This is a genomic window from Streptomyces sp. NPDC045968, from assembly GCF_056430475.1.
This window is the reverse complement of the sequence record NZ_JBWKLF010000009.1, coordinates 43,002-65,891: the sequence shown is the minus strand read 5'-3', so window position 1 is coordinate 65,891 and position 22,890 is coordinate 43,002. Positions and strand designations below refer to the sequence as shown.

Sequence of the window (22,890 nt, the reverse complement as noted above, 5' to 3'; positions counted from 1 at the left end):
TTTGCTCTTCACAACACCCACGACATAATCCTCCCACCCCCGGCTGTGCCACTCCTCGCCAAGAGTATGTCGCGGGCACCGCACCCGCCGTACGCGCACTCCCGCTCCCATGCCCGAAAGCGGCCGGAAAGCGGTGCCCGGCCGACCCCCCGGGCGCCCCCCGGGCACCCTCCCCGACCAGCCCCGCGCGACACCCGCGCGCCCTCAGCCGACCCTGACGCGTATAGGGGCGAAACCGCCCCCGCGCTCCGTCCACGGGCGGAGACGGCGTTACAACCGGCGGGCGATGCGGGCGCGCGGGCCCCCGCCCTAGCGTTGCGCCCATGACCAGTCACCGCAGCCGGGCAGCGGTCACGGCGCTCGCCCTGACCCTGCTCCTCGCGACACCCGCCACCGCCGCCACGGCCCTCTCCGCCCCGGACGCGGCCCCGGCGGCCGAAGCCGCCCCCGCCTCCTTACTGGAACTGCCCCGCCCCACCGGCCCGTACGCGACCGGCCGCGACACCCTGCACCTCACCGACACGAGCCGCCGCGACCCCTGGGTCCCCGAAGCGGGCGCACGGGAGCTCATGGTGTCCGTCAACTACCCCGCCCGGCCTGGCACCGGCGGCAGGCCCGCGCCGTACATGACCACGGAGGAGGCCCGGCTGCTCCTGGTGGCCAAGGGCCTGGAGGACACCGTCCCCGCCACCACGGTCGCGGCCACCCGCACGTACGCCCGCACCCATGCCCCCGCCGCCCGGGGCCGGTTCCCGCTGGTGGTGCTCTCCCCCGGCTTCTCCACCCCGCGTACGACCCTCACCGGCCTCGCCGAGGAACTGGCGAGCCGTGGATACGTCGTGGCGACCGTCGACCACGCCTACGAGTCCACCGGCACCGCGTTCCCCGGCGGGCGGCTGCTCACCTGCGTCGCCTGCGACCGGGTCAGGGGGACCGGCCGGGAGGGCATGAAGCTGGTGTCCGAGGGCCGGGCGGCGGACCTCTCGTTCGTCATCGACCGGCTGACCGGCCGCCACCCGGCCTGGCGCCAGGCCGACGTCATCGACCGGCGGCGGATCGGGGCCGCGGGGCACTCCATCGGCGGCAGCGCCGCCGCGTCGACGATGGCCACCGACCCACGCGTGCGGGCCGGGATCAACATGGACGGCACCTTCGCCGACCCGGTCCCCGCCTCCGGCCTCGGCGGCCGGCCGTTCCTGATGCTCGGCTCCACCGCCGGCCACAGCCCCGGCGGCGACGACAGCTGGGACAGCGGCTGGCCGGCCCTGGACGGCTGGAAGCGCTGGCTGACGGTCGACGGCTCGGGCCACTTCACCTTCACCGACACCCCCGTGCTCGCCCAGCAACTGGGCATCGAGGACCCCGGGACGCCGATCGCCGGCGACCGGTCGATGGCCCTCACCCGGGAGTACGTCACGGCCTTCTTCGACCAGCATCTGCGCGGCATCCACCAGCCGCTCCTGGACGGCCCGGCACCGGGCAACCCGGAGGTCAGGTTCGTCAGCCCCTGACGCACGAGTGCCCCGGATCGGCCGATCCGGGGCACTCGATGCCGAAGTGTGGCCGACCGCGTTACGCGGGGACCGGTACGGCGTCGTCCTTGTACTCCGCGTCGCTGTTCTCGGTCTCCTCGACCGGGGAGGCCGAGGCCGAGTTGTACGCGTCGTGGTCGAGGATCTTCTCGCGGGAGGCGACGATCACCGGGACCAGCGCCTGTCCCGCCACGTTCGTGGCGGTGCGCATCATGTCCAGGATCGGGTCGATCGCCAGCAGCAGGCCGACGCCCTCCAGCGGGAGGCCCAGCGTCGAGAGGGTCAGTGTCAGCATGACCGTCGCACCGGTGAGGCCGGCGGTGGCCGCCGAACCGATGACCGAGACGAACGCGATGAGGATGTAGTCACCGACACCCAGCTGCACATCGAAGATCTGCGCGATGAAGATCGCCGCCAGCGCCGGGTAGATCGCGGCGCAGCCGTCCATCTTCGTGGTGGCGCCGAACGGCACCGCGAAGGACGCGTACTCCTTCGGGACACCAAGACGCTCGGTGACCTTCTGGGTGACGGGCATCGTGCCGACCGAGGAGCGGGAGACGAAGGCCAGCTGGATCGCGGGCCAGGCGCCCTTGAAGAACTGGAGCGGGCTGACCTTGGCGACCGTCGCGAGCAGCAGCGGGTAGACGCCGAACATCACCAGGGCGCAACCGATGTAGACGTCGGCGGTGAACGTCGCGTACTTGCCGATCAGGTCCCAGCCGTAGTCGGCGATCGCGTAGCCGATGAGGCCGACGGTGCCGAGCGGGGCGAGGCGGATGACCCACCACAGGGCCTTCTGGAGGAGTTCCAGGATCGACTCGCTGAGGGCGAGGATCGGCTTGGCCTTGTCGCCGAGCTGGAGCGCGGCGATACCGGCGACGGCGGCCATGAAGACGATCTGCAGCACGTTCAGCTCGGTGAACGGCGTGATGACGTCCGTCGGGATGATGCCGGTCAGGAAGTCGAGCCAGGAACCGGCGCTCTCCGGCTTGGCGCCGTCCTTCGGGGTGAGGCCGGTGCCGGCGCCCGGGTTGGTGATCAGACCGATCGCGAGGCCGATGGCCACGGCGATCAGCGAGGTGATCATGAACCAGAGCAGTGTGCGGGTGGCCAGCCTGGCGGCGTTGTTGACCTTGCGCAGGTTGGTGATCGACACCAGGATCGCGAAGAAGACGAGGGGCGCGACGGCCAGCTTGAGCAGCTGGACGAAGATGTGGCCGACCTGGTCGAGCGTGGTGTAGAGCCAGTCGATGTCCTGGCTGCGGGCGAGCCAGCCGAGGAGGACACCGAGGACCAGACCGGTGACGATCTGGGCCCAGAACGGGACCTTGGGTATGCGGAAACCGGTGCCGGTACCGGAGGGCTTACCGGTGCCGGTGGTGGTGGGCGCGGAGTTCGCGGACACGGACACACTCCTGTGGGGACGCAGCGTGGCGTACGGGGGCATACGCACGGTCGTGCGGTCGAACGGGGACGGGGTGCGGCGCCCGCGTCAGGGGCGGCGCCGCTGCATGATGCCGGTTCAGACGTTGCGGCAACAGACCGCGGACATACAGCGGCAGAGATCGACATGCAGGCGCGCCACGAGCGGGACGCTCGCGGCAAGCGGGTGGCGCACTGCGGTCTTCATGTCGAACACGTTAACACTTGAACTTTGGGAACCTCAAAGGTGTTCTTTGGTCTTCTTCGTCAAGAAGACACGCCGGGCCCCGTCGCGCGACGCCGGGAAACAGCGAAACCCCAGCACTGGAGCGGTGGCTCCGGGCTGGGGTTGCGGGCGCCCGAGGGCACCTGGGGGCGCGAGTGTGAGGAAGCTTACGTTCCGCTTACTGGCCCGCGCCGACTACTGGACGGCGTCCTCGCGGGTCCGGTTGGCCTCCAGGCGGGCCTTGGTCCGGTCGACCTTGGTGATGAGCTGCTCAGACATCTCGTCGCGCTGCTTGCGCAGGAGCACGAAGCTGAGCGGCGCCGAGAGCAGCAGCCCGAGCAGCAGGACCCAGATGAAGTTGGAGCCCTTGAGCCCGGCCGGCATCAGCCCGAAGTGAACCGCCACACCGGCGACGAAGAAGCAGCCCACGAAGATCAACAGACGCAACGCGGTGTACCGGATCGTTGCGCTCGGCTTGGCAGCGGACACGGCTGACCCTCTCTCTACGTACGGCACGTCACGAAACCTGCCCGACCAGTGAAGCATGACCCGAATTCCTGTGGTTCAGGGGGCTCCCGGGCCGGCCGCGCGCGGCGGGGGAAAGAGCGGGAGGAGCATGGTGATGTCGTCGCGGTCGTCACCCGGGGCGACGCGGATCGCGCCGGGCACGCGGCCCACCTCCTTGTACCCGCACGAGGCGTAGAAGCGGTCGGCTCCGGTGCCGCCCCGGCAGGTGAGCCGGATGGCCTCGATGCCGTCGGTGGCGCGGGCCGCGTCGGCCGCCGCCGCCATGAGCTCCCGGCCCAGGCCCTGACCCTGGAGCCGGGGGTGGACCATCACCGTGTGGCAGAGGACCCAGTGGGTCATCAGCCGGTGGGAGGTGCGGGCGAGGAAGGCGGTGGCGGCGACGGTGCCGTCCTCGTCGTAGCCGACGAGGAGCCGGGTGCGGCCCTCGGTGATCGCGGCCAGGTGCTTGAGCAGTTCGGGCCGGATCTCGTCGGGGTTCGCGGGCGGTACGAATCCGACGGCGCCGCCCGCGTCGGTGACATCGGCCCAGAGTGCGGTGATGCCGTCGTGCAGAGGCCGGCCGAAGGCGGGGTCCAGCTCGAATGTAAGCGCCATAGCTCGATGTTAACTATTACATTGAAGGGGCTCAAGCAGTGTCCGAAACGCGAGAAGGCCCAGGCCGGACGCGAGAAAGCCCCGGTCGGCAGCGGCCGGGGCTTTCCTGCGGAGGCGGAACAGATGCGCGAGGGCGTCAGAGGCGCATCGGCTGCGGCTCTTCGCGCCGGCTCGCGTCCGGTCCCGGGTACTCGCGAAGGATCTCGTACCGGGTGTTGCGCTCCACGGGCCGGAAGCCCGCGTCGCGGATCAGGTCCAGCAGATCGTCACGGCCGAGCTTGTTCGGCGTGCCGTAGTTGTCCGCGTCGTGCGTGATCTTGTACTCGACGACCGAGCCGTCCATGTCGTCGGCGCCGTGCTGAAGGGCGAGCTGGGCGGTCTGCACACCGTGCATCACCCAGAAGACCTTGACGTGCGGCACGTTGTCGAAGAGGAGCCGGGAGACCGCGAAGGTCTTCAGCGCTTCCGCGCCCGTCGCCATCGTCGTCCGCGCCTGGAGCCTGTTGCGGACCTTGCCGTCCTTCATGTCCACGAAGTCGTGCTGGTAGCGCAGCGGGATGAAGACCTGGAAACCGCCGGTCTCGTCCTGCATCTCCCGCAGCCGCAGCACGTGGTCGACGCGGTGACGGGGCTCCTCGATGTGCCCGTACAGCATCGTCGCCGGGGTCTTGAGCCCCTTCTCGTGCGCGAGACGGTGGATGCGCGACCAGTCCTCCCAGTGGGTGTCGTGGTCGACGATGTGCTGACGGACCTCCCAGTCGAAGATCTCCGCGCCACCGCCGGTCAGCGACTCCAGACCGGCCTCGATCAGCTCGTCGAGGATCTCGGAGGCCGTGAGCCCCGAGATCGTCTCGAAGTGGTGGATCTCCGTCGCCGTGAACGCCTTGAGCCCCACGTTCGGCAGGGCTTCCTTCAGCGCACTGAGCGAACGCGGGTAGTAGCGCCACGGAAGGGTGGGGTGCAGCCCGTTGACGATGTGCAGCTCGGTGAGGTTCTCGTTCTCCATCGCCTTGGCGAGGCGGACGGCCTCCTCGATGCGCATCGTGTACGCGTCCTTCTCGCCCGGCTTGCGCTGGAACGAGCAGTACGCGCAGGACGCGGTGCACACGTTGGTCATGTTGAGGTGCCGGTTGACGTTGAAGTGAACGACGTCGCCGTTCTTGCGCGTCCGCACCTCATGGGCCAGTCCGCCGAGCCACGCCAGGTCGTCGGACTCGTACAGGGCGATCCCGTCCTCGCGGGTCAGCCGCTCGCCGGCCCGGACCTTCTCCTCCAGCTCGCGCTTGAGTCCCGCGTCCACTAGGGCGCCTCCCATATCTCCGTGTAACAGCCTTCGACCACCGTACGCCTAGCCCTCCTCGGGCAGGTCCCCGACCCGGTTCTCCCACTTCGTGGACAGCACGATCGTCGTACGCGTCCGGGAGACCCCCTTCGTACCGCTCAGCCTGCGGATCGTCTTCTCCAGGCCGTCCACGTCACCGACGCGGACCTTGAGCATGTACGAGTCGTCGCCCGCGATGAACCAGCAGTCCTCGATCTCCGCCAGGTCCTTCAGCCGGTGCGCCACGTCCTCGTGGTCGGCGGCGTCGGAGAGCGAGATACCGATCAGCGCCGTGACCCCGAGGCCCAGCGAGGCGGAGTCGACGGTGGCGCGGTAGCCGGTGATGACACCGGCGGTTTCCAGCCGATTGATGCGGTCGGTGACGCTGGGCCCGGAGAGCCCCACGAGCCGCCCCAGCTCGGCATACGAGGCCCTGCCGTTCTCCCTGAGGGCCTGGATGAGCTGCCTGTCCACCGCGTCCATATGACTGAAACCTTCCATTGTTCAGCAGTACCGCGAGTTTACGTATAGAATCTAAGGCATGCAGGCTTCAACTCCTGCAAATCTTTCAGAACATCCAAGAAACGCTTTCGAATCTTCAGGAGTGAACTTCACCGTGTACACGATCGAGATGGCCTATGCCCGGATGCGCGAGCTGCAGGACCTGGCCAACCGCTCGCGTGCCCACCAGCCCGCCGCCGCGCTCCGGATCGACAAGGCCCGGACCCCGCGCGCACCCAAGAAGCGCTGACCCCGGCCTCCTAGGAGCGGGAGCCACCGAGCTCTCCCTCCCAGCGGCGGTAGAGCTGGTGCGGCACCCCTGCCGCGTCCAGCACCCGCCCCGCGACGAAATCCACCAGATCCTGGATGTGCGTCGCACCCGCGTAGAACGCCGGAGAGGCGGGCAGCACCACGGCGCCCGCCTCATCGAGCGCGACCATCTGCTTCAGCGTCTGACCACTCAGCGGCGTCTCGCGCACCGCGACGACCAGCTTCCGCCGCTCCTTGAGCGTCACGCTCGCGGCCCGCTGGAGCAGATCCTTCGACAGACCCAGCGCCACCCCGGCCACACAGGCCGTCGACGCCGGAACGATCAGCATCCCCTTCGCCGGGTACGACCCCGAGGAAGGGCCGGCCGCCAGATCACCGGCGGCCCAGTGCCGTACGCCGTCGAGGCCGTCCTCGCTCACCGCGAAGGTGTCCGGCTTCCCGTCCGCACCCCGCGCCAGCCAGCCACGCAGATCCTCGCGCCAGTGCGCGTCCCGGAAGGCGATCCCGGTCTCGTCCAGCAGCGTCAGCCGCGAGGCGCGGCTGACCACGAGGTCCACGCTCTCCCCGGCGGCCAGCAGCCCCCGCAGGACCGAGGCGGCGAAGGGGGTACCCGAAGCGCCGGACACCCCGACAATCCAAGGCCGCCGCTGCTGTTGACTCATCGAAGTCCCGGATTTCACACCTGTGAGCCTATCCGGCACCCCGCATCAGGAACCGAGTCAGGGCCTCGGCACGTTCCGACAGGTGAGGGACAGGACTGCGCAGGCCCGGGACAGGGGGAGCCATGACCGGCATCCGTAACTCCGCCACCACCACGACCACCGGCGCACGGGCCGTCACGGCCGGCGCCCTGATGCTGGGCTGGGTCGCCCTCCTGTGGGTGCTGGAAGGCATCGACACGGCCACGGGGCAGTCACTCGACACATACGGAATCAGTCCGCGCGAGCCGTCCGAACTGCTCGACATCGTCCCGTCCGCGTTCCTGCACAGCGGCTGGGACCACGTGGCCTCCAACAGCGTCCCGCTGCTGGTGCTCGGCTTCATCGCCGCGCTCGCCGGACTGCGCCGGTTCGCCGCCGTCGTCCTCACGGTCATCGTGACCGGCGGCCTCGGCGTCTGGCTGACCGCCCCGGCCCACACCGTCACCCTCGGAGCGTCCGGAGTGGTCTTCGGCCTCTTCGGCTATCTGCTGGTCCGCGGCTTCGTGGACCGGCGCCCGCTCGACATCGTGATCGGCGTGATCATCGCCGCGGTCTACGGCTCGATCCTCTGGGGCGTCCTGCCCACCGACTCCGAAATCAGCTGGCAGGGCCACCTCTTCGGCCTGATCGGCGGGGTGGCGGCGGCCTTCGCCTTCCGCCGCCCCCGCGAGACCGCCACCGCCGTCACGGCGTGAGGCCGCGCACCAGCAGGTCGAGCAGCGCGCAGGCGAACAGCGCGATGCCGATGAAGCCGTTCACCGAGAAGAACGCCCGGTTGAGGCGGGACAGATCGTGCGGCCGCACCACCCGGTGCTCGTACACGAAGGCCACGGCGACGACCACCATGCCGATCCAGTAGAGCAGCTCAGCCCCGGTCGCCAGTCCGAACCAGACCAGCATCCCGGTCGTCACCACATGGCAGACCCGCGCGCCCCACAGCGCCGCCGGAATCCCGAAGCGCGCCGGGAACGAGCGCACCCCGTGCGCCCGGTCGGCCTGTACGTCCTGGCACGCGAAGATCAGATCGAAGCCGCCGATCCAGATCCCGACGGCCAGCCCCAGGATCACCGCGTCCCACGACCAGCTGCCCGTCACCGCGAGCCAGGCGCCGATCGGCCCCATGGCCTGCGCGATTCCCAGGATGGCGTGCGGGAAGTTCGTGAACCGCTTGCCGTACGGATACACCACCATCGGCACCACGGCGAGCGGCGCCAGCACCAGACAGAGCGGGTTCAGCAGCGCCGCCGCCCCGAGGAAGACGACGAGCGCGACGAGCGCCCCGGTCCACGCCGACTTCACCGACACGGCGCCGGTGACCAGCTCACGGCCCGCGGTACGGGGGTTACGGGCGTCGATCTCCCGGTCGATGATCCGGTTGGCGGCCATCGCGAACGTCCGCAGCCCGACCATCGCGAGCGTGACGAGCAGCAGCGTGCCCCAGTGGATGTTCTCGTCCAGCCGGAACATCGCGGTCAGCGCCGCGATGTACGCGAAGGGCAGCGCGAAGACCGAGTGCTCGATCATCACCAGCCGGAGGAACGCCTTGGTCCTGCCGGGCTCGGGCAGCGCTGCGGCCGAGGCGCTCACAGGCCGTACTCCTTCCAGCGGCGGTCGACCTTCGCGGCCGTCTCCGGGTCGGACTCGACCATGTCGGGCCAGCCGCCGTCCCGCGTATAGCCCTCCTCGGGCCACTTCCTCGTCGCGTCGATCCCCGCCTTGCCGCCCCAGAACTGCTGGTAGGAGGCATGGTCGAGATGATCGACCGGTCCTTCGGCGACGGTCAGGTCCCGTGCGTAGTCGGTGTTCCCGAGCGCCCGCCACGCCACCTCGTGGAGGTCGTGGACATCACAGTCGGAGTCCACCACCACGATCAGCTTGGTCAGCGACATCATGTGCGCGCCCCAGATCGCGCTCATGACCTTCTGCGCGTGCTTCGGGTACTTCTTGTCGATCGAGACGATCGCGCAGTTGTGGAAACCGCCAGCCTCCGGCAGGTGGTAGTCCACGATGTCCGGCACGATGATCTTCAGGAGCGGCAGGAAGAACCGCTCCGTGGCCCGGCCCAGCGGCCCGTCCTCGGTCGGCGGCCGGCCCACCACGATCGACTGGATCAACGGACGCTTCCGCATGGTCACGCAGTCGATCGTCAGCGCGGGGAACGGTTCCTGCGGAGTGTAGAAGCCGGTGTGGTCACCGAACGGCCCCTCCGGCAGCATCTCCCCCGGCTCCAGCCATCCCTCGATGACGACCTCGGCCTGCGCCGGGACCTGGAGCGGCACGGTCTTGCAGTCGACCATCTCGATCCGCTTGCCCTGGATGAAGCCCGCGAAGAGGTACTCGTCGATGTCACCGGGCAGCGGAGCCGTCGAGGCGTACGTCACGGCGGGCGGCGCGCCGAACGCGATCGCGACCGGCAGCCGCTCGCCGCGCTTCGCGGCGACCTGGTAGTGGTTACGGCTGTCCTTGTGGATCTGCCAGTGCATACCGATGGTGCGCTTGTCGTGGCGCTGGAGGCGGTAGAGCCCCAGATTCCGGATACCGGTCTCGGGGTGCTTCGTGTGCGTCAGCCCCAGGTTGAAGAAGGAGCCGCCGTCCTTCGGCCAGGTGAAGAGCGCCGGCAGCTGCTCCAGGTCCACGTCGTCGCCGGTGAGGACGACCTCCTGGACGGGCGCGTTCTCGGACTTCACCTTCTTCGGCGGCACGTGCACCATCGAGCCGAGCTTCCCGAACGCCTCGCGGACCCCGACGAAACCGTGCGGCAGCTCCGGCTTGAGCAGCCCGCCGATCTTGTCGCTGATCTCGGCGTACGACTTCAGCCCGAGCGCCTTGAGGAGGCGCCGGTCCGTCCCGAAGACGTTCATGGCCAGAGGCATGCTCGCCCCCTTGACGTTCTCGAAGAGCAGCGCGGGTCCGCCCGCCTTGTTCACCCGGTCGACGATCTCGCCGACCTCCAGGTGCGGGTCGACCTCGGCCTTGATGCGCTTGAGATCGCCCTCGCGCTCCAGAGCCCGGAGCAGGGAGCGAAGATCGTCGTAAGCCATGCCGTCCAGTATCTGCCACCCGCTACCCTGGCCCCGTCACCGGGGCGGGACACCGCGCCCCCTCACCTCTTCTCGGGGGACCCTTCCACCATGCTCAGGGCCTTGATCTATCTCCTTCCGCTGGCACTGACGATCTACGCGTTCATCGACTGTCTGAACACTCCGGAGGACGAGGCCAAGCACCTCCCGAAGCTGGCCTGGGTCTTCATCATCCTGCTGTTCTGGATCGTGGGCCCGATCGTGTGGTTCGCCGCGGGCAAGATCCGCGTGGCGCCCGCCGGAGGCCGTACGCCTTCGGAGTGGCACCGCAACCACCGCCAGGAGTGGGTGGCGCCCGACGACAACCCGGACTTCCTGAAGTCGCTCAAGGACGAGAACGAGAAGGACGAGTCCGTCCTCAAGGACTGGGAGGCGGACCTGCGCCGCCGCGAGGAAGAGCTCAAGCGCCGCGACGGCGAGGGCGGGAGCACCGAGGACCCGACGCCGCCGAAGGGCTGAGCCCCGGAGACGGCCGGGCCTGGTCACGATCGGGCTCAATCGTTCGAAAATCTACACCTGCCTCCAACGCCCCGCCGATATCCTGTTGTTGACGCTGTGACAGGTCGTACGGGGTGTCGGCACTGGGGGTGCGGTGGACAGAGAGCTGTACGGACGCGAGGCGATTTTCGGCAACGACGGCCTGGCGGCACGTCTGACGGGTCTCACGCCCTACGGCTCGGCCAAGGCGCCGTACGAGCACCGTGACGATCCGCCGGTGGTCGTGCTGACCGGTGGCCGGGGCATGGGAAAGACCGCCACGCTCAAGCAACTGCGCAACGTGTACCGGGAGATCACCCCGGTCGCCCTGGTCGACTGCGAGGCGGTCGCGCCGCCCGAGGACCCCGGTCCCGGCTGGACGCCGGTCACCGGGGCGCTGCCCGCCCTGGCCGTCCAGCTGACGCCGAGGGTGCGGGCGGCGAAACCCGTGCAGTTCCCCCGGCTCAGCCTGGGCCTCGTGGCGGTGGCGTCCATCGCCTGGAGCCGCGAGGACGAGACGCGGGCGCAGCGCGATCTCCAGTCGCTCGGGCCGGTGCTCGCGACCGTGGACTCGCGGCCGGGCGCGGCGCAGGGCTGGGTCACCAAGGTGCTGACGAAGCTGGCGGCGACGGCGTTCGACGCGGTCGCGCCGCTGGCCGGGCTGATCGCCGAGGCGACCGTGGAGTCGGTGCTCGAAGAGACGTTCAGCCGGTTCCAGCGCCGTACGGTCGACTGGTACGGCGCCTATCCGCACGCCGGAGGAGACGGCCGGATCGGGCTGCGCCAGCTCGCGGTCGACTTCGAGCGGGGCGGCGATCTGCGCAGACGGGCCGAGGACCATCTCGTGGGGGCGCTGGTCGAGGATCTGTACCGGGCCTACCGGGGTACGGCGATGGGGATGCGCCGGGGCCGTCCGGTGATCCTCCTGGACAACGCGCACAACGCGCTCGGCCGGCAGCTGGTCGAGCCGGTGCTGCGGGCGCGTGCGGCGGGCCGCCGCGACCAGATCGTCTTCTTCGCCGCTTCCCGCTCCCGCGACCACGAGGGCCTGCGGCACGCCGTCCACCACCGCCTGCCGGAAGTCGCGCACGCCTCGCACTGGACCCGGGGTACGGAGGTGACCTCGGGGATCCTCGCGGTCGGCCTCACCCCGCTGAGCGCCGCGCACACCCAGGCCGCGTTCGAGCGCCACGACCCCGCGGCCCGTGCGCCGGCCGGTCTGGCACGCGGGGTGCACCGGCTGACGGGTGGCAGGCCGCTCGGGGTGGCGCTGTTCGCGCAGGCGGCGGGCGAGGCGGACGAGCCGGGTTCGCTGGTGCCTGGCGCGCTGCTGGACTGCACGGTGCGGGTCCGCGAGGACCGGGAGCCGGTGCGGCTGGCGGACGAGCTGCTGGGGAGGCTGCTGCCGGGGCAGCGCCCCGATGCCGTGGGTGTACTGGGTGTGCTGGCCACCGCGCACGGCGAGGAGCCGGCCAGGCTGCTGGCCAGGCTCCGGCTGCGGGGCGAGTCCCTGGACGGCGATGTGGCGTTGCGGGTACGGGACGTGCTGCGCGCGGAGGACTGGCGGGTCGGCCCCGACCACTTCGTCGCCGATCCGCTGCTGCGGTCACTGCTGCTGCACCGGCTGCGCTTCCAGGACGACGACCATCCGCGGTACGCGGTGTGGCGCGCGGTCCACGAGTCGCTGCGCGAGGTGTACCAGACGGGGAGCGCCGCGAGCGCCCCGCACCGGCTGCACGAGGAGCTGGTGCTGGGCCGGGACGCGGGCTGCGTGACGCATCTGCGGGTGCGGTTCCCGCGTCCCGACGTACCGGGCTGGCTGGGCGAGCTGCGGCTGATCGCCTCGGCGCCGTATCCGCGTGAGCGCGGGGCGCGCGGACCCGATCCGCGGCGGGCTGTCGCCCTCGGCCACGACGTGGCGGCGGGACCACTGCCCGAGGAGCTGACGGGGCTCGCCGGGCTCGACGAGGAGGCGGCCGAGCTCCAGTTGCGGATGCGGCGGCTGCTGCACGCCGTGTGGCTGCTGTCCGATCCGCTGGCCCTGCCGGACGACGAGGTGACCGACAAGATGGCGCACGAGCTGCGGCAGTTGTCCGGCAGGCATCTGACGGGCAACGCGGTGCTGTGGGACGCGGCGACGCACTGGCCGCGGGACATCAGGGCATGGCGACCGCTGTCCATGCCGCCGGGGACCCCGACGGCCGGGACACCGGACCGACGGGACCGACAGGGGGACGGTGGCTCGGATGCGTAATCCGCTGCGTTATCGCGTCTGGTACACGACCCGGCAGAGGATCGTCACGACGGTCGTCGTGGCGGCGCTCGTGACGGGGACCGGCTGGTACGGCATAGACCGGGCGACCACGCCGGAGGACCGGAGCTGTGTGCCGGGCGTGGAGCGCCCCGCTGGCAGCGACGAGTGCGTGGGGGTGTCCGGCTCGGGCTACGACTTCGGGATGAAGAACCTGACGGAGGTCGCCTCGGCGATCGGCCGGGAGAACGGGCGTCTGAAGGCGGGCGAGTACGCGACGGTCGCCCTGCTGCTGCCCCTGACGTCGAGCGACCCGTCCATGGGGACGAAGATGCGGCGCGAACTGCAAGGTGCGTTCGCCGAGCAGTACCGGGCCAATCATCTGTCGAACTCCCAGGTGCCGAAGATCCGGCTGGTGCTCGCCAACACCGGGAAGAACAACGTGTTCTGGAAGCCGACGGTCGACCGGCTGAAGACCATGACGGACGCGCCCGACCATCTGCGCTCCGTGTCCGGGGTCGCCACCAGCAGCTCCGAGGTGAAGCTCGCGGTGCAGGCGCTGACGAAGGCGCGGATCGCCGTCGTCGGCACCACGATCACGGCCGACGACATCGCCAACGGGCCCGGCGGAGACGCGTTCCCGGGCCTGGCCAGGGTCTCGCCCACCAACCGGGACGAGGCGCGGGCGCTGGCGCAGTTCGGCAGGGTGGAGGCCGACAAGGCGCTGCTGGTCGAGGACACACGGACCGGGGACCACTACACGGACACGCTGAAGGCGGCGTTCACCGCGCTGGTGAAGGGCACGAAGTACGAGGCGCAGTTGTTCACCTCGCCCCCCGACGCCACGGACGAGGGCACCACGTCCAACACGTTCAAGCAGATCACGCATCTGATCTGCGACACGGACGCGGAGACGGTGTTCTTCGCCGGGCGCCACACCCAGCTGCGGCAGTTCATCAATGAGCTGGGGCGGCGCGGCTGCCAGAACCGGGCGTTCACCGTGCTCACCGGCGACGAGGGCTCGTATCTCGGCGGGGACGAGAAGCTGGACCGCGGCGCACTCAGCCGGAAGGTGACCGTCCGCTACGCCTCGCTGGCCCACCCGGACGCCTGGGTCGCCAGGAAGGGCGCGCCGGTACCGGCGACGGGCGGCTCCGCCCAGGACTTCCGCGCTTTCCAGGAGCTGCTGGCCCAGGTGGCGAAGAAGCCCGTCGGCCCGATCGGCCCGACGGGCCGGGCCACGCTGATGGACGGGCAGGTGATCATCGCGTACGACGCGATGGCGACGGCGGTGCACGGCATCCGGCAGGCGACCCCGGACGGCGAGCGGCTGCCCACGAAGACCGATGTGGGCAGCCAGTGGCCGCAGGTGAAGTCCTCGCTGAAGGTGTCGGGGGCGAGTGGCTGGATCTGTCTGGACAACCACGGCAACCCGTACAACAAGGCGGTTCCGGTGGTCGAACTGACGGACAAGGGCGTCCAGCGCTTCGTGGAGATCGCCTGGCCGGAGGGCCGCCCACCGGACCGCCGCTGCCTTCCGCCGGCGGGGCGCTAGGGGAGTTCCAGCGCGGCGGCGAGGTGCTCGAAGCGCTCGTGCCAGGCCGCGAGGCGCTCCCGGCGCAGGGTGTCGTCGCCGTGGAACTCGTGGGTGAAGCGGAGTACGACGTGGTCGCCGCGCGGCGGTTCCAGATGGAAGCGGATGCGGCCGCGCGGCGCCCCGACGGTGTACTCGGCGACCCGCTCGACATCCCAGGCGGTGACCGTGCCCGAGGCGTCCGCGGCGCCGCGCTCCGGGTCGGTGGGCAGCCACCGCAGGGTGACCGCACCGCCGATGCGGGGCTCGAAGGGTTCGGCGACGGCGAGCCAGCCCCGCAGCCCCTCGGAACCGGCGACGGCTGCCCACACCCGTGGAACGGGATGGGGCAGCCGCAGCGTGAACCTCAGAAGATGCGTGCCGTCGCGCGTCTCGCTGGTACCTGGCTCGATCGCACCGGTCGGGCTCATACAACAAGGGTGACTCGCGGGGAGGCGATCCGCACCCGTGGGGCAGGCCCGGACGGACCCCCGGTCACCCCGCCCGCTACACGCCCGCGTACGAGTGCTTGCCGGTGACGAAGATGTTCACGCCGTAGTAGTTGAACAGCCAGCACCCGAACGCGATGAGCGCCAGATACGCGGCCTTGCGGCCCTTCCACCCCGCCGTGGCCCGTGCGTGCAGATAGCAGGCGTACGCGACCCACGTGATGAAGGACCAGACCTCCTTGGGGTCCCAGCCCCAGTAGCGCCCCCACGCGTCGCCCGCCCAGATCGCACCCGCGATGATCGTGAACGTCCACAGCGGGAAGACGGCCGCGTTGATGCGGTACGAGAACTTGTCCAGGCTCGACGCCGAGGGCAGCCGCTCCAGCACCGACCGGGCGAAGGCGCCGGGCGTGCCCCCGTTGGCGAGCTTGTTCTCGTAGCTGTCACGGAACAGGTAGACCAGCGTCCCGACCCCGCCGAGGTAGAACACGGCGCCGCAGATGATCGCGGTGGAGACGTGGATCCACAGCCAGATGGAGTCCAGCGCGGGAACCAGCTGGTCACTGTCGGTGTAGAGCGTGGTGGTGGCGATGCCCAGGTCCAGCAGGACCGTGGTGACGAGCATCAGGCCCATCCAGCGGACGTTCTTCCTCAGCGCCAGAAGGACGAGGTACGCGCCGACCGCCACCGTGGAGAAGGTGATCGAGAACTCGTACATGTTGCCCCAGGGGGCACGCTGCACCGACAGGGCGCGGGCGATGACCCCGCCGGCCTCGACGAGGAAGGCCACGACCGTCAGGGAGACCGCGATCCGCCCCCACAGGTCGCCCTTGAACGTGCCGCCGGCGGCACCGGGGCCGTCCGGGACGTCCCGGGTCCCGGCGGCGGAACGCGTCACGATCTTCGGGCGGTCCAGGACGGCGGTGGCGCCGTCCTGCCGCGCGACCTGCACCTTCACCGTGGAGGCCGGGGACGCCGGGGCTCCGGCCAGCGCGGCGGCCGTACGGCCGACCTTGCTGCGGCTGCCGAACACCCACTCCGCGATGTGCGCGAAGAAGGCCAGGGTGTAGACGGCCATCGACGAATAGATCAGCACATTGCTGGTGTGTGCCAGATTCTCGTTGGTTGCGGCGGCGAGATTCACTTCTCAGCCCCTTCGGCAGGTTCTTCGGAAGGTACGTCGGGACCGGAACCGGCATCGGTCTCCGGGTCGTTCGTGGCTTCGGGCGCGGTGGGCGCCACACGGTGGAGCTCGACCGCGAGATCGGCCAGCTCCTCGGGGAGTTTCGCGGACTCGGCCCGGCCCAGACCGGCCATCTCGACGACGGTGACGCCGTCCGTTCCCCGCATGGCCCTGACCCACACCCGGCGGCGCTGGATGAACAGCGATCCGGCGAGCCCGGCGATGGCCGCGATCGCCCCGGCCAGCGCCCAGCCGGTGCCCGGCTGCTCCGAGACCTGGAAGCTGGCCCATTCCTCGACGCTCTCGAAGGTGATCGAGCCCGCACCGTCGGGCAGCGTCATCGTCTCGCCGGGAAGCAGTCGCTTCTTGAGCTTCTGACCGCCGGCGTCCTTGAACTCCGTCATCTTGGAGGAGTCCAGCTGGTACACGTTCTGCGGCAGACCCGAGTCGACGCCGAGGCTGCCGTGGAAGCCGTTGAGGGCGAGCACCGGGAACTCGGCGCCAGGGAACTGCGAGAACATCGTGCCCTTGCCCGCACCGGCGAACGTCGGGACGAAGAACGCCTCGAAGCCCAGCTGGGTCTTCTCGCCGTTCTTGTCGCGGTAGCCGTCCATCACCTTGATCGCACCGGTCGAGGTGATGTTGTTGTCGATGGGCAGCAGCGGTACGGCGGTCCGGTAGATCTCCTTGCCCTTGCCGTCCTTGACGGAGACGACGGGGGCGTAGCCGTGCGAGATCAGATAGATCTTGGTGCCGTCCACGATCAGCGGTTCGTTGACCCGGATGACGGACTTCTTCGGCTTCCCGTCGGCGCCCTCGGCGTACGTCACACGCGCCTCGAAGGTGCGCGGGGTCCCGCGCTGGGGGCCGCTCTTCTCGTACGTACCGACGAAGTCGTCGAGGGTGAAGCTGAACGGGGCGAGCGAGTCGCTGTCGTACAGCGAGCCGGACTTGAAGTCGTCGTACTGCGTGAGCGTGTTGGAGAAACCGTCGCCCTCGACGATCAGCTTGCCGCCCTCGGACTTGAAGAGCTGCCCGGCGGCGAAGGCCACCAGCATCACGATCAGCGCGATGTGGAACATCAGGTTCCCGGCCTCGCGCAGATAGCCCTTCTCGGCGGCGACCGCGTCACCCGTCGTCTGGGAGCGGAAGCGCCGCTTGCGGAGGATGGCGGCCGCGGCCTCGCGGACCTGCTCGGGCTCGGCGTCGGTACGCCACGTCGTGTACGCGGGAAGCCGGGTGAGCCGCTTCGGGGCGCCCGGCGGGCGGCTGCGCAGCTGGCCGACGAACTGGAAGGTGCGCGGGACGATGCAGCCGATGAGGGAGACGAACAGCAGGATGTAGATCGCGGAGAACCACACCGAGCTGTAGACGTCGAACAGCTGGAGCTTCTCGTAGATCGGCGTGACCGTGGTGTGCGCCTTCTGGAAGGTCTGCACCTTCAGCTCGTCCACGCTGTTCTGCGGGATCAGCGAGCCGGGGATCGCGCCGAGCGACAGCAGGAACAGCAGGATCAGCGCGACCCGCATCGAGGTGAGCTGCCGCCAGAACCAGCGAACCCAGCCGATGACCCCCATCGCGGGCACCGCGCCGGCGGACTCCTCCTGGGGGGCGGTGGAGAGCTGCGCTCCGGCGGCGCCGAGCTCGCGCTCTTCCGTGGTGTTCGTGTTGCTCATGACTCAGATCCCCACAGTGAAGCCGTCGGACCAGACCTGCATCTCCTGCATGAGCGAGTCCCAGACGCCCGTCAGCAGGAGGATTCCGGTCGCGATCATCATTCCGCCGCCGATGCGCATGACCCATACGTAGTGCCGCTTGACCCAGCCGAACGCGCCGAGTGCCTTGCGGAAGGCGACCGCCGCCAGGACGAACGGGACACCGAGTCCCAGACAGTACGCGACGGTCAGTATCGCCCCGCGTCCGGCGGTCCCCTGTTCCAGCGAGAGAGTCAGCACGGAGGCGAGCGTCGGGCCGATGCAGGGCGCCCAGCCGATCCCGAACAGGGCTCCCAGCAACGGCGCTCCGGCCAGTCCGGCCACCGGCCGCTTGTGGAAGCGGAACTCGCGCTGCGTCACCCCCGGCAGCAGCCCCATGAAGAAGATCCCCATGAGGATCATCAGGCCGCCGAGGACCTTGTTGAGTACCTCGCTGTGTTCCTGGAGCCGGTCGCCGAAGAAGCCGAAGAGCGCACCGCTGGACACGAAGACGGCGGTGAAGCCCAGCACGAACAGCGAGGCACCGGCCACGACCCGGCCGCGCCGGGCCTCCGCGAGGTCCGTGCCGCTGACCCCGGTGACGTAACTCAGATAGCCGGGGACGAGCGGCAGGACACAGGGCGAGAAGAAGGAGACGAGACCGCCGAGCACGGCGATGGGAATGGCCACCAGCAGGGCGCCGCTGAAGACGGTCTCGTTGTACGCGGCGAGGGTGATCACCGGATCACTTCTCCGCGATCAGCGGGTCGATCATCTTGCGCAGGTCCTCCGCGTTGAGGGCCTGAAGGGTGCGGGCGGCGAGCTTCCCGTCCCGGTCGATGACCACGGTCGACGGAATGGCCACCGGGTTGAGCGTGCCCTTGGGGAAGCGGAGGATGAGCTTTCCGGTCGGGTCGAAGAAGCTCGGGTAGGTGACGCCGTAGTCCTTCTCGAAGTTCACCGCGGCGGCCTTCTGGGCGTCCCGGGTGTTTATCCCGATGAACTGGACGCCCTGGTCCGCGGTGTCCTGCGACACCTTGGCGAAGTGCTTGGCCTCGGCGCGACACGGACCGCACCACGATCCCCAGACGTTCAGTACGACGACCTTGCCCTTGTAGTCGGCGACGTCGAGGCTCTTGCCGTCCAGGGTGGTGCCGTCCAGCTTCGGCGCGGCGACACGCTCGCCCTTGGCCACGGTCGAGATTCCGCCGCTGCCGGTCACGAAGTTCGTATTACCGCCGCCACCGGCCTTGTTGCCGTCTCCACTGCACGCGGACAGGGTCAGCGTCGCGGCCGCGGTGATGGCGGCCAGCAGGACGAAGCGGCGTCGGGGTGCGCGGCCAGGGCTCATGTGAAAAGTTTCGCATGACCGTTTCGGGGATCTTGCGCACCCCCCTCGGTGCCCGTAAAGCCCCTTGTCAAGGCTGTTTAAAGAAGGCATTCCAGCCGCCCGCGGGCGACTGACCGACGTCGAGCGTACGAAGCTTCGCGAGCACCGCCGGGTCCTGGACGTCGAGCCAGTCCACGAACTGCCGGAAGGAGACCAGCCGCACGTCCGGCTTACCGGCAATGCGCTTGATCACTTCTTCGACGGCGTCCATATAGATTCCGCCGTTCCACTCCTCGAAGTGGTTGCCGATGTAGAAGGGCGCGCGATTCGTCTCGTACGCACGCTGGAAACCGGCCGTATAGGCACCGGCTGCCTGCTTGCGCCAGCCCGGATAGCGGGAGGGCATGCCCTTGGTCGAATTCAGCGACTGATTGGCGAGGATGTTGTAGTCCATGGAGAGGACTTCGAAGGAGTGCCCGGGGAACGGCATGCCTTGCAGCGGAAGATCCCACACGCCGTCGCGCTTCTCCGGCCACATCTGACGGCCGCCTGGCGAGCTGGCGTCGTAACGCCATCCCAGCTTCTTCGCCGTCGGCAGGAGATTTTCCTGACCGAGCAGACAGGGAGTGCGTCCGCCGATCAGTTCCTTTCGGTAGTCGAACGGCAACGGATCAAGGTTTTCCCACCCGGTGTTGGTCCGCCACTCGGTGACGAAGGAGACCGCCTGGTCGATCTCGCTCTGCCATTGCGCGGGCGACCAGTTGGCGACCGACCCGGAACCGCCGCAGAAGTGGCCGTTGAAGTGGGTGCCTATCTCATGGCCGTCGAGCCATGCCTCGCGGACGTACGTGAGTGTGTCCTTCACGTGGCCGTCGGTGAGATAGCCGATGTCGGAGGCGCCGCGAGGGTTGTTCGGCGGACGGTACAGCGACTTCTTCGACTCGGGCAGCAGATACAGCCCGGACAGGAAGAAGGTCATCGCGGCGTCGTGTTGCCTGGCCAGTTCGAGAAAACGCGGGAAGAGTCCGTTGCCGACCTCGCCCGCCCCGTCCCAGGAAAAGATCACGAACTGCGGCGGCTTCTGGCCGGGTTCGAGAGGGACGGGGGCGGAAGGCTGATTCGGCTGCTTTCCGGTATCCGCGGTCGAACCGTCACCGATCAGCCTGACGTTCTTCTCCGGCGCCCCGGCACCGGGCCCGTTCCCGTCGCTTCCCCGACCAGTCTTGGCACTCCCGCCGGGCTCCGGCCTGTCCTTGCCCGAGGAGCCGCAACCAGCAATACCGATCGCGGCCGCGGCTCCCAGCCCTGCGCCCAGCAGACCCCTTCGCTTGATCTCGCGCATTTCGTCCCCATCCGCGTCGTTCATCTCAAGTCCATACAAACCAGCGAAGGCTTAGATGACCGGAGCAACAGGGGGGTTCCTCGAACGACAACAAATATCGTTACGAGACCAGACCCTTACGGAACCTGCACAACAAAAAAGATCAAGGCCGGCGCACCCAAATCGAGCCCGTTCGGCGATTGAGGACGAAGCGGCACCCGAACGCAACGGGCACCGCCCCACCCACCCCGCCCGGCACCTACGCGCCGAACGCCTTCGACTTCCCCTTCACCGGCTTGGCCCCGGCCAGCAAATGCGCCGGCACGAGATCCCGCGCCGGCTCCGTGTACGCGACCGACACGATCTTGTCGCCCTGGTACGTGAAGCTGGTCAGCGAGGCCAGCGTGCACTGCCGCCGCCGGGGGTCGTGCCACAGCCTGCGCCGCTCGACGAAGCTCCGCACGATCCAGATCGGCAGCTGATGGCTGACGCACACCGCCTCGTGCCCCCGTGCCGCGTCACGCGCCGCGTCCAGGGCACCCATCATCCGTACGACCTGCTCGATGTACGGCTCCCCCCAGGACGGGGTGAACGGGTTGGTCAGGTGCTTCCAGTTCTCCGGCCGGCGCAGAGCCCCGTCACCGACCCCGAAGGTCTTGCCCTCGAAGACGTTGGCCGCCTCGATCAGCCGCGCGTCGGTGGCCAGGTCCAGACCGTGCGAGGAGGCGACCGGAGCCGCCGTCTCCTGGGCCCGCTCCAGCGGCGAGGCGACGACATGCGTGATGTCGCGCTTCTCCAAGTGCTCGGCGACCCGGTCGGCCATCTGCCGGCCCAGCTCGGAGAGGTGGTAACCGGCCCGCCGCCCGTAGAGCACGCCGTCCGGATTGTGCACCTCGCCATGGCGCATGAGGTGCACCACGGTCACATCGTCACGGCCCGCGTTCTCGCTCATGCGGTCGCCTCCGCCGCGGCCCGGGCCGCGGCCGGCAGAGCGGCAGCGATCCGCTCGACGGCCGCCGTGTCGTGAGCGGTCGAGACGAACCAGGACTCGAACGCGGACGGCGGCAGGTACACGCCCTGCGCCAGCATCGAGTGGAAGAAGGCGGTGAAGCGGAATGCTTCCTGCTTCTTCGCGTCCTCGTAGTTACGGACCGGCTCGTCGGTGAAGAACACCGAGAACATGTTGCTCGCCGCCGACACCGTGTGGGCGACGCCCTCCTTCGTGAACGCCTCACCCACCAGCCCGCGCAGCTCCGCGGAGACCGCGTCGATCTTCGCGTACGCCGCGTCGTCCAGCAGCCGCAGCTGGGCGAGCCCGGCGGCGGTCGCGACCGGGTTCCCGGAGAGCGTGCCCGCCTGGTAGACGGGACCGGCCGGAGCGAGGTGCGCCATGACGTCGGCGCGCCCGCCGAAGGCCGCGGCCGGGAAGCCGCCGCCCATGACCTTGCCGAAGGTCATGAGGTCGGGGCGGACCCCGTCGATGCCGTACCAGCCGGCCTTCGAGGTCCGGAACCCGGTCATGACCTCGTCGGAGATGTAGAGCGCGCCGTTCGCCGCGCAGATCTCCTTGAGCCCGGCGTTGAAACCGTCCAGCGGCGGCACGACGCCCATGTTGCCCGGCGAGGCCTCGGTGATCACACAGGCGATCTCCCCGGGCTGCGCGGCGAACGCGGCCCGCACGGCCTCCAGGTCGTTGTACGGCAGCACGATCGTGTCGCCGGCCTGGGCGCCCGTGACCCCGGGGGTGTCGGGCAGACCGAACGTGGCGACGCCGGAGCCGGCGGCGGCCAGCAGCGCGTCCACGTGACCGTGGTAGCACCCGGCGAACTTCACGACCTTCGCGCGGCCGGTGAACCCGCGGGCCAGCCGGATCGCGGACATGGTCGCCTCGGTGCCGGACGACACCAGCCGTACCTGCTCCACCGGCTCGATCCGCGCGACGATCTCCTCGGCGAGCGCGACCTCTCCCTCACCGGGCGTACCGAACGAGGTGCCCCTGGCGACCGCGTCCTGGACGGCCGCGATGACCTCGGGGTGGGAATGGCCGAGAATCATCGGCCCCCACGAGCACACGAGGTCGACATACTCGCGACCGTCGGCATCGGTGAGGTACGGACCCGTACCGGACACCATGAACCTGGGCGTACCGCCCACGGCCCGGAAGGCACGTACGGGAGAGTTCACGCCGCCGGGCGTCACAACGGACGCGCGGTCGAACAGCGACTGCGAAACTGGGGCTTCGTATGAATACGCCACTTTGGTCCTGATCTGCGATTCGGGGGTCGGGAGGCCGGGCCGGAAGTCCTGGCCAACGGTGAGCAAGGAGCGCACTCTCCTCGTATCACGAAAGGGCGTCAGCCCCCTCGCGTCTGCGAAACTGGGGCGTCATTAGGGAAAGCTCACACATGCCATGGTGTCAGAGGCACGGACAGTCTTG

The 22,890-nt window shown here is 69.4% G+C and carries 22 protein-coding genes; 6 read left to right on the top strand and 16 right to left on the bottom strand.

Translation table 11 applies throughout. The annotated features are described in order from the left end of the window. The first annotated feature begins 323 nt into the window (after window positions 1–323). Window positions 324–1,511 carry an alpha/beta hydrolase family protein gene (locus AC07FA_RS25110; protein WP_479078386.1) on the top strand — a complete coding sequence of 396 codons (1,188 nt, stop codon included), beginning with the start codon at window positions 324–326 and terminating at the stop codon, window positions 1,509–1,511. A gap of 61 nt (window positions 1,512–1,572) precedes the next feature. Here the strand turns inward: AC07FA_RS25110 and AC07FA_RS25105 are convergent, their stop codons facing one another. The 5 genes from AC07FA_RS25105 to AC07FA_RS25085 all read right to left on the bottom strand — a co-directional run bounded on the left by AC07FA_RS25105 (window position 1,573) and on the right by AC07FA_RS25085 (window position 6,106). Then, window positions 1,573–2,937, bottom strand: a complete 1,365-nt coding sequence (locus tag AC07FA_RS25105; RefSeq protein WP_479078385.1) for a dicarboxylate/amino acid:cation symporter — start codon at window positions 2,935–2,937, stop codon at window positions 1,573–1,575. Window positions 2,938–3,375: 438 nt separating this feature from the next. Beyond that, on the bottom strand, window positions 3,376–3,669 hold the full coding sequence (locus tag AC07FA_RS25100) for a DUF4229 domain-containing protein (RefSeq protein ID WP_479078383.1): 294 nt from the start codon (window positions 3,667–3,669) through the stop codon (window positions 3,376–3,378). A 75-nt stretch (window positions 3,670–3,744) separates the two neighbouring features. Continuing rightward, on the bottom strand, window positions 3,745–4,302 hold the full coding sequence (locus AC07FA_RS25095; RefSeq protein ID WP_479078381.1) for an N-acetyltransferase family protein: 558 nt from the start codon (window positions 4,300–4,302) through the stop codon (window positions 3,745–3,747). A 136-nt stretch (window positions 4,303–4,438) separates the two neighbouring features. Continuing rightward, a complete protein-coding gene (gene mqnE, locus AC07FA_RS25090) occupies window positions 4,439–5,602 on the bottom strand; it encodes an aminofutalosine synthase MqnE (RefSeq protein ID WP_479078380.1) in 1,164 nt (387 codons plus the stop codon). 48 nt (window positions 5,603–5,650) lie between these two features. Then, window positions 5,651–6,106, bottom strand: a complete 456-nt coding sequence (locus AC07FA_RS25085) for an Lrp/AsnC family transcriptional regulator (protein WP_479078378.1) — start codon at window positions 6,104–6,106, stop codon at window positions 5,651–5,653. 121 nt (window positions 6,107–6,227) lie between these two features. On the opposite strand from AC07FA_RS25085, the gene AC07FA_RS25080 reads away from it, so the two are divergent. Further along, window positions 6,228–6,374 (top strand): hypothetical protein, encoded by a 147-nt coding sequence (locus tag AC07FA_RS25080; RefSeq protein ID WP_453543696.1) that lies wholly within the window; start codon window positions 6,228–6,230, stop codon window positions 6,372–6,374. 10 nt (window positions 6,375–6,384) lie between these two features. Here the strand turns inward: AC07FA_RS25080 and AC07FA_RS25075 are convergent, their stop codons facing one another. Beyond that, entirely contained in the window at window positions 6,385–7,056 is a 672-nt protein-coding gene (locus AC07FA_RS25075) for a UbiX family flavin prenyltransferase (protein WP_479078377.1), read from the bottom strand. Window positions 7,057–7,178: 122 nt separating this feature from the next. On the opposite strand from AC07FA_RS25075, the gene AC07FA_RS25070 reads away from it, so the two are divergent. Further along, window positions 7,179–7,790 carry a rhomboid family intramembrane serine protease gene (locus tag AC07FA_RS25070; protein WP_479078375.1) on the top strand — a complete coding sequence of 204 codons (612 nt, stop codon included), beginning with the start codon at window positions 7,179–7,181 and terminating at the stop codon, window positions 7,788–7,790. On the opposite strand, the gene mqnP is transcribed toward AC07FA_RS25070, so the two are convergent. Beyond that, window positions 7,780–8,682, bottom strand: coding sequence for a menaquinone biosynthesis prenyltransferase MqnP (mqnP, locus tag AC07FA_RS25065; RefSeq protein WP_479078373.1), 903 nt, complete (start codon window positions 8,680–8,682; stop codon window positions 7,780–7,782). The two genes, AC07FA_RS25070 and mqnP, sit on opposite strands and share 11 nt — an antisense overlap. Then, complete coding sequence (locus AC07FA_RS25060; RefSeq protein ID WP_479078372.1) at window positions 8,679–10,136, bottom strand: menaquinone biosynthesis decarboxylase; 1,458 nt, start codon at window positions 10,134–10,136, stop codon at window positions 8,679–8,681. The genes mqnP and AC07FA_RS25060 overlap by 4 nt, the downstream gene beginning before the upstream one ends. A 90-nt stretch (window positions 10,137–10,226) precedes the next feature. Between AC07FA_RS25060 and AC07FA_RS25055 the strand changes: the two genes are divergently transcribed. From AC07FA_RS25055 to AC07FA_RS25045, 3 genes are all read left to right on the top strand, one after another. Next, window positions 10,227–10,634, top strand: coding sequence for a PLD nuclease N-terminal domain-containing protein (locus AC07FA_RS25055; protein ID WP_479078371.1), 408 nt, complete (start codon window positions 10,227–10,229; stop codon window positions 10,632–10,634). A gap of 133 nt (window positions 10,635–10,767) precedes the next feature. Next, window positions 10,768–12,906 (top strand): hypothetical protein, encoded by a 2,139-nt coding sequence (locus AC07FA_RS25050; protein WP_479078369.1) that lies wholly within the window; start codon window positions 10,768–10,770, stop codon window positions 12,904–12,906. Continuing rightward, entirely contained in the window at window positions 12,899–14,458 is a 1,560-nt protein-coding gene (locus AC07FA_RS25045) for a type 1 periplasmic-binding domain-containing protein (protein WP_479078368.1), read from the top strand. The genes AC07FA_RS25050 and AC07FA_RS25045 overlap by 8 nt, the downstream gene beginning before the upstream one ends. Here the strand turns inward: AC07FA_RS25045 and AC07FA_RS25040 are convergent. The 8 genes from AC07FA_RS25040 to hemL all read right to left on the bottom strand — a co-directional run bounded on the left by AC07FA_RS25040 (window position 14,455) and on the right by hemL (window position 22,709). Then, entirely contained in the window at window positions 14,455–14,907 is a 453-nt protein-coding gene (locus tag AC07FA_RS25040) for an SRPBCC domain-containing protein (protein ID WP_479078366.1), read from the bottom strand. The two genes, AC07FA_RS25045 and AC07FA_RS25040, sit on opposite strands and share 4 nt — an antisense overlap. Window positions 14,908–14,983: 76 nt before the next feature. Next, window positions 14,984–16,069 carry a c-type cytochrome biogenesis protein CcsB gene (ccsB, locus tag AC07FA_RS25035; RefSeq protein WP_479078364.1) on the bottom strand — a complete coding sequence of 362 codons (1,086 nt, stop codon included), beginning with the start codon at window positions 16,067–16,069 and terminating at the stop codon, window positions 14,984–14,986. After that, window positions 16,066–17,784 (bottom strand): cytochrome c biogenesis protein ResB, encoded by a 1,719-nt coding sequence (gene resB, locus AC07FA_RS25030; protein WP_479078362.1) that lies wholly within the window; start codon window positions 17,782–17,784, stop codon window positions 16,066–16,068. The genes ccsB and resB overlap by 4 nt, the downstream gene beginning before the upstream one ends. Before the next feature lie 3 nt (window positions 17,785–17,787). Further along, complete coding sequence (locus tag AC07FA_RS25025) at window positions 17,788–18,543, bottom strand: cytochrome c biogenesis CcdA family protein (protein WP_479078360.1); 756 nt, start codon at window positions 18,541–18,543, stop codon at window positions 17,788–17,790. A gap of 4 nt (window positions 18,544–18,547) precedes the next feature. Further along, complete coding sequence (locus AC07FA_RS25020; RefSeq protein WP_479078358.1) at window positions 18,548–19,153, bottom strand: TlpA family protein disulfide reductase; 606 nt, start codon at window positions 19,151–19,153, stop codon at window positions 18,548–18,550. Between the two features lie 67 nt (window positions 19,154–19,220). Beyond that, window positions 19,221–20,474 carry a polysaccharide deacetylase family protein gene (locus AC07FA_RS25015; RefSeq protein WP_479078781.1) on the bottom strand — a complete coding sequence of 418 codons (1,254 nt, stop codon included), beginning with the start codon at window positions 20,472–20,474 and terminating at the stop codon, window positions 19,221–19,223. A 238-nt stretch (window positions 20,475–20,712) separates the two neighbouring features. Next, window positions 20,713–21,405: a histidine phosphatase family protein gene (locus AC07FA_RS25010; RefSeq protein ID WP_479078357.1), complete on the bottom strand. Its 693-nt coding sequence runs from the start codon at window positions 21,403–21,405 to the stop codon at window positions 20,713–20,715. Further along, on the bottom strand, window positions 21,402–22,709 hold the full coding sequence (gene hemL, locus AC07FA_RS25005) for a glutamate-1-semialdehyde 2,1-aminomutase (RefSeq protein WP_479078779.1): 1,308 nt from the start codon (window positions 22,707–22,709) through the stop codon (window positions 21,402–21,404). The genes AC07FA_RS25010 and hemL overlap by 4 nt, the downstream gene beginning before the upstream one ends. Between the last annotated feature and the right edge of the window lie 181 nt (window positions 22,710–22,890).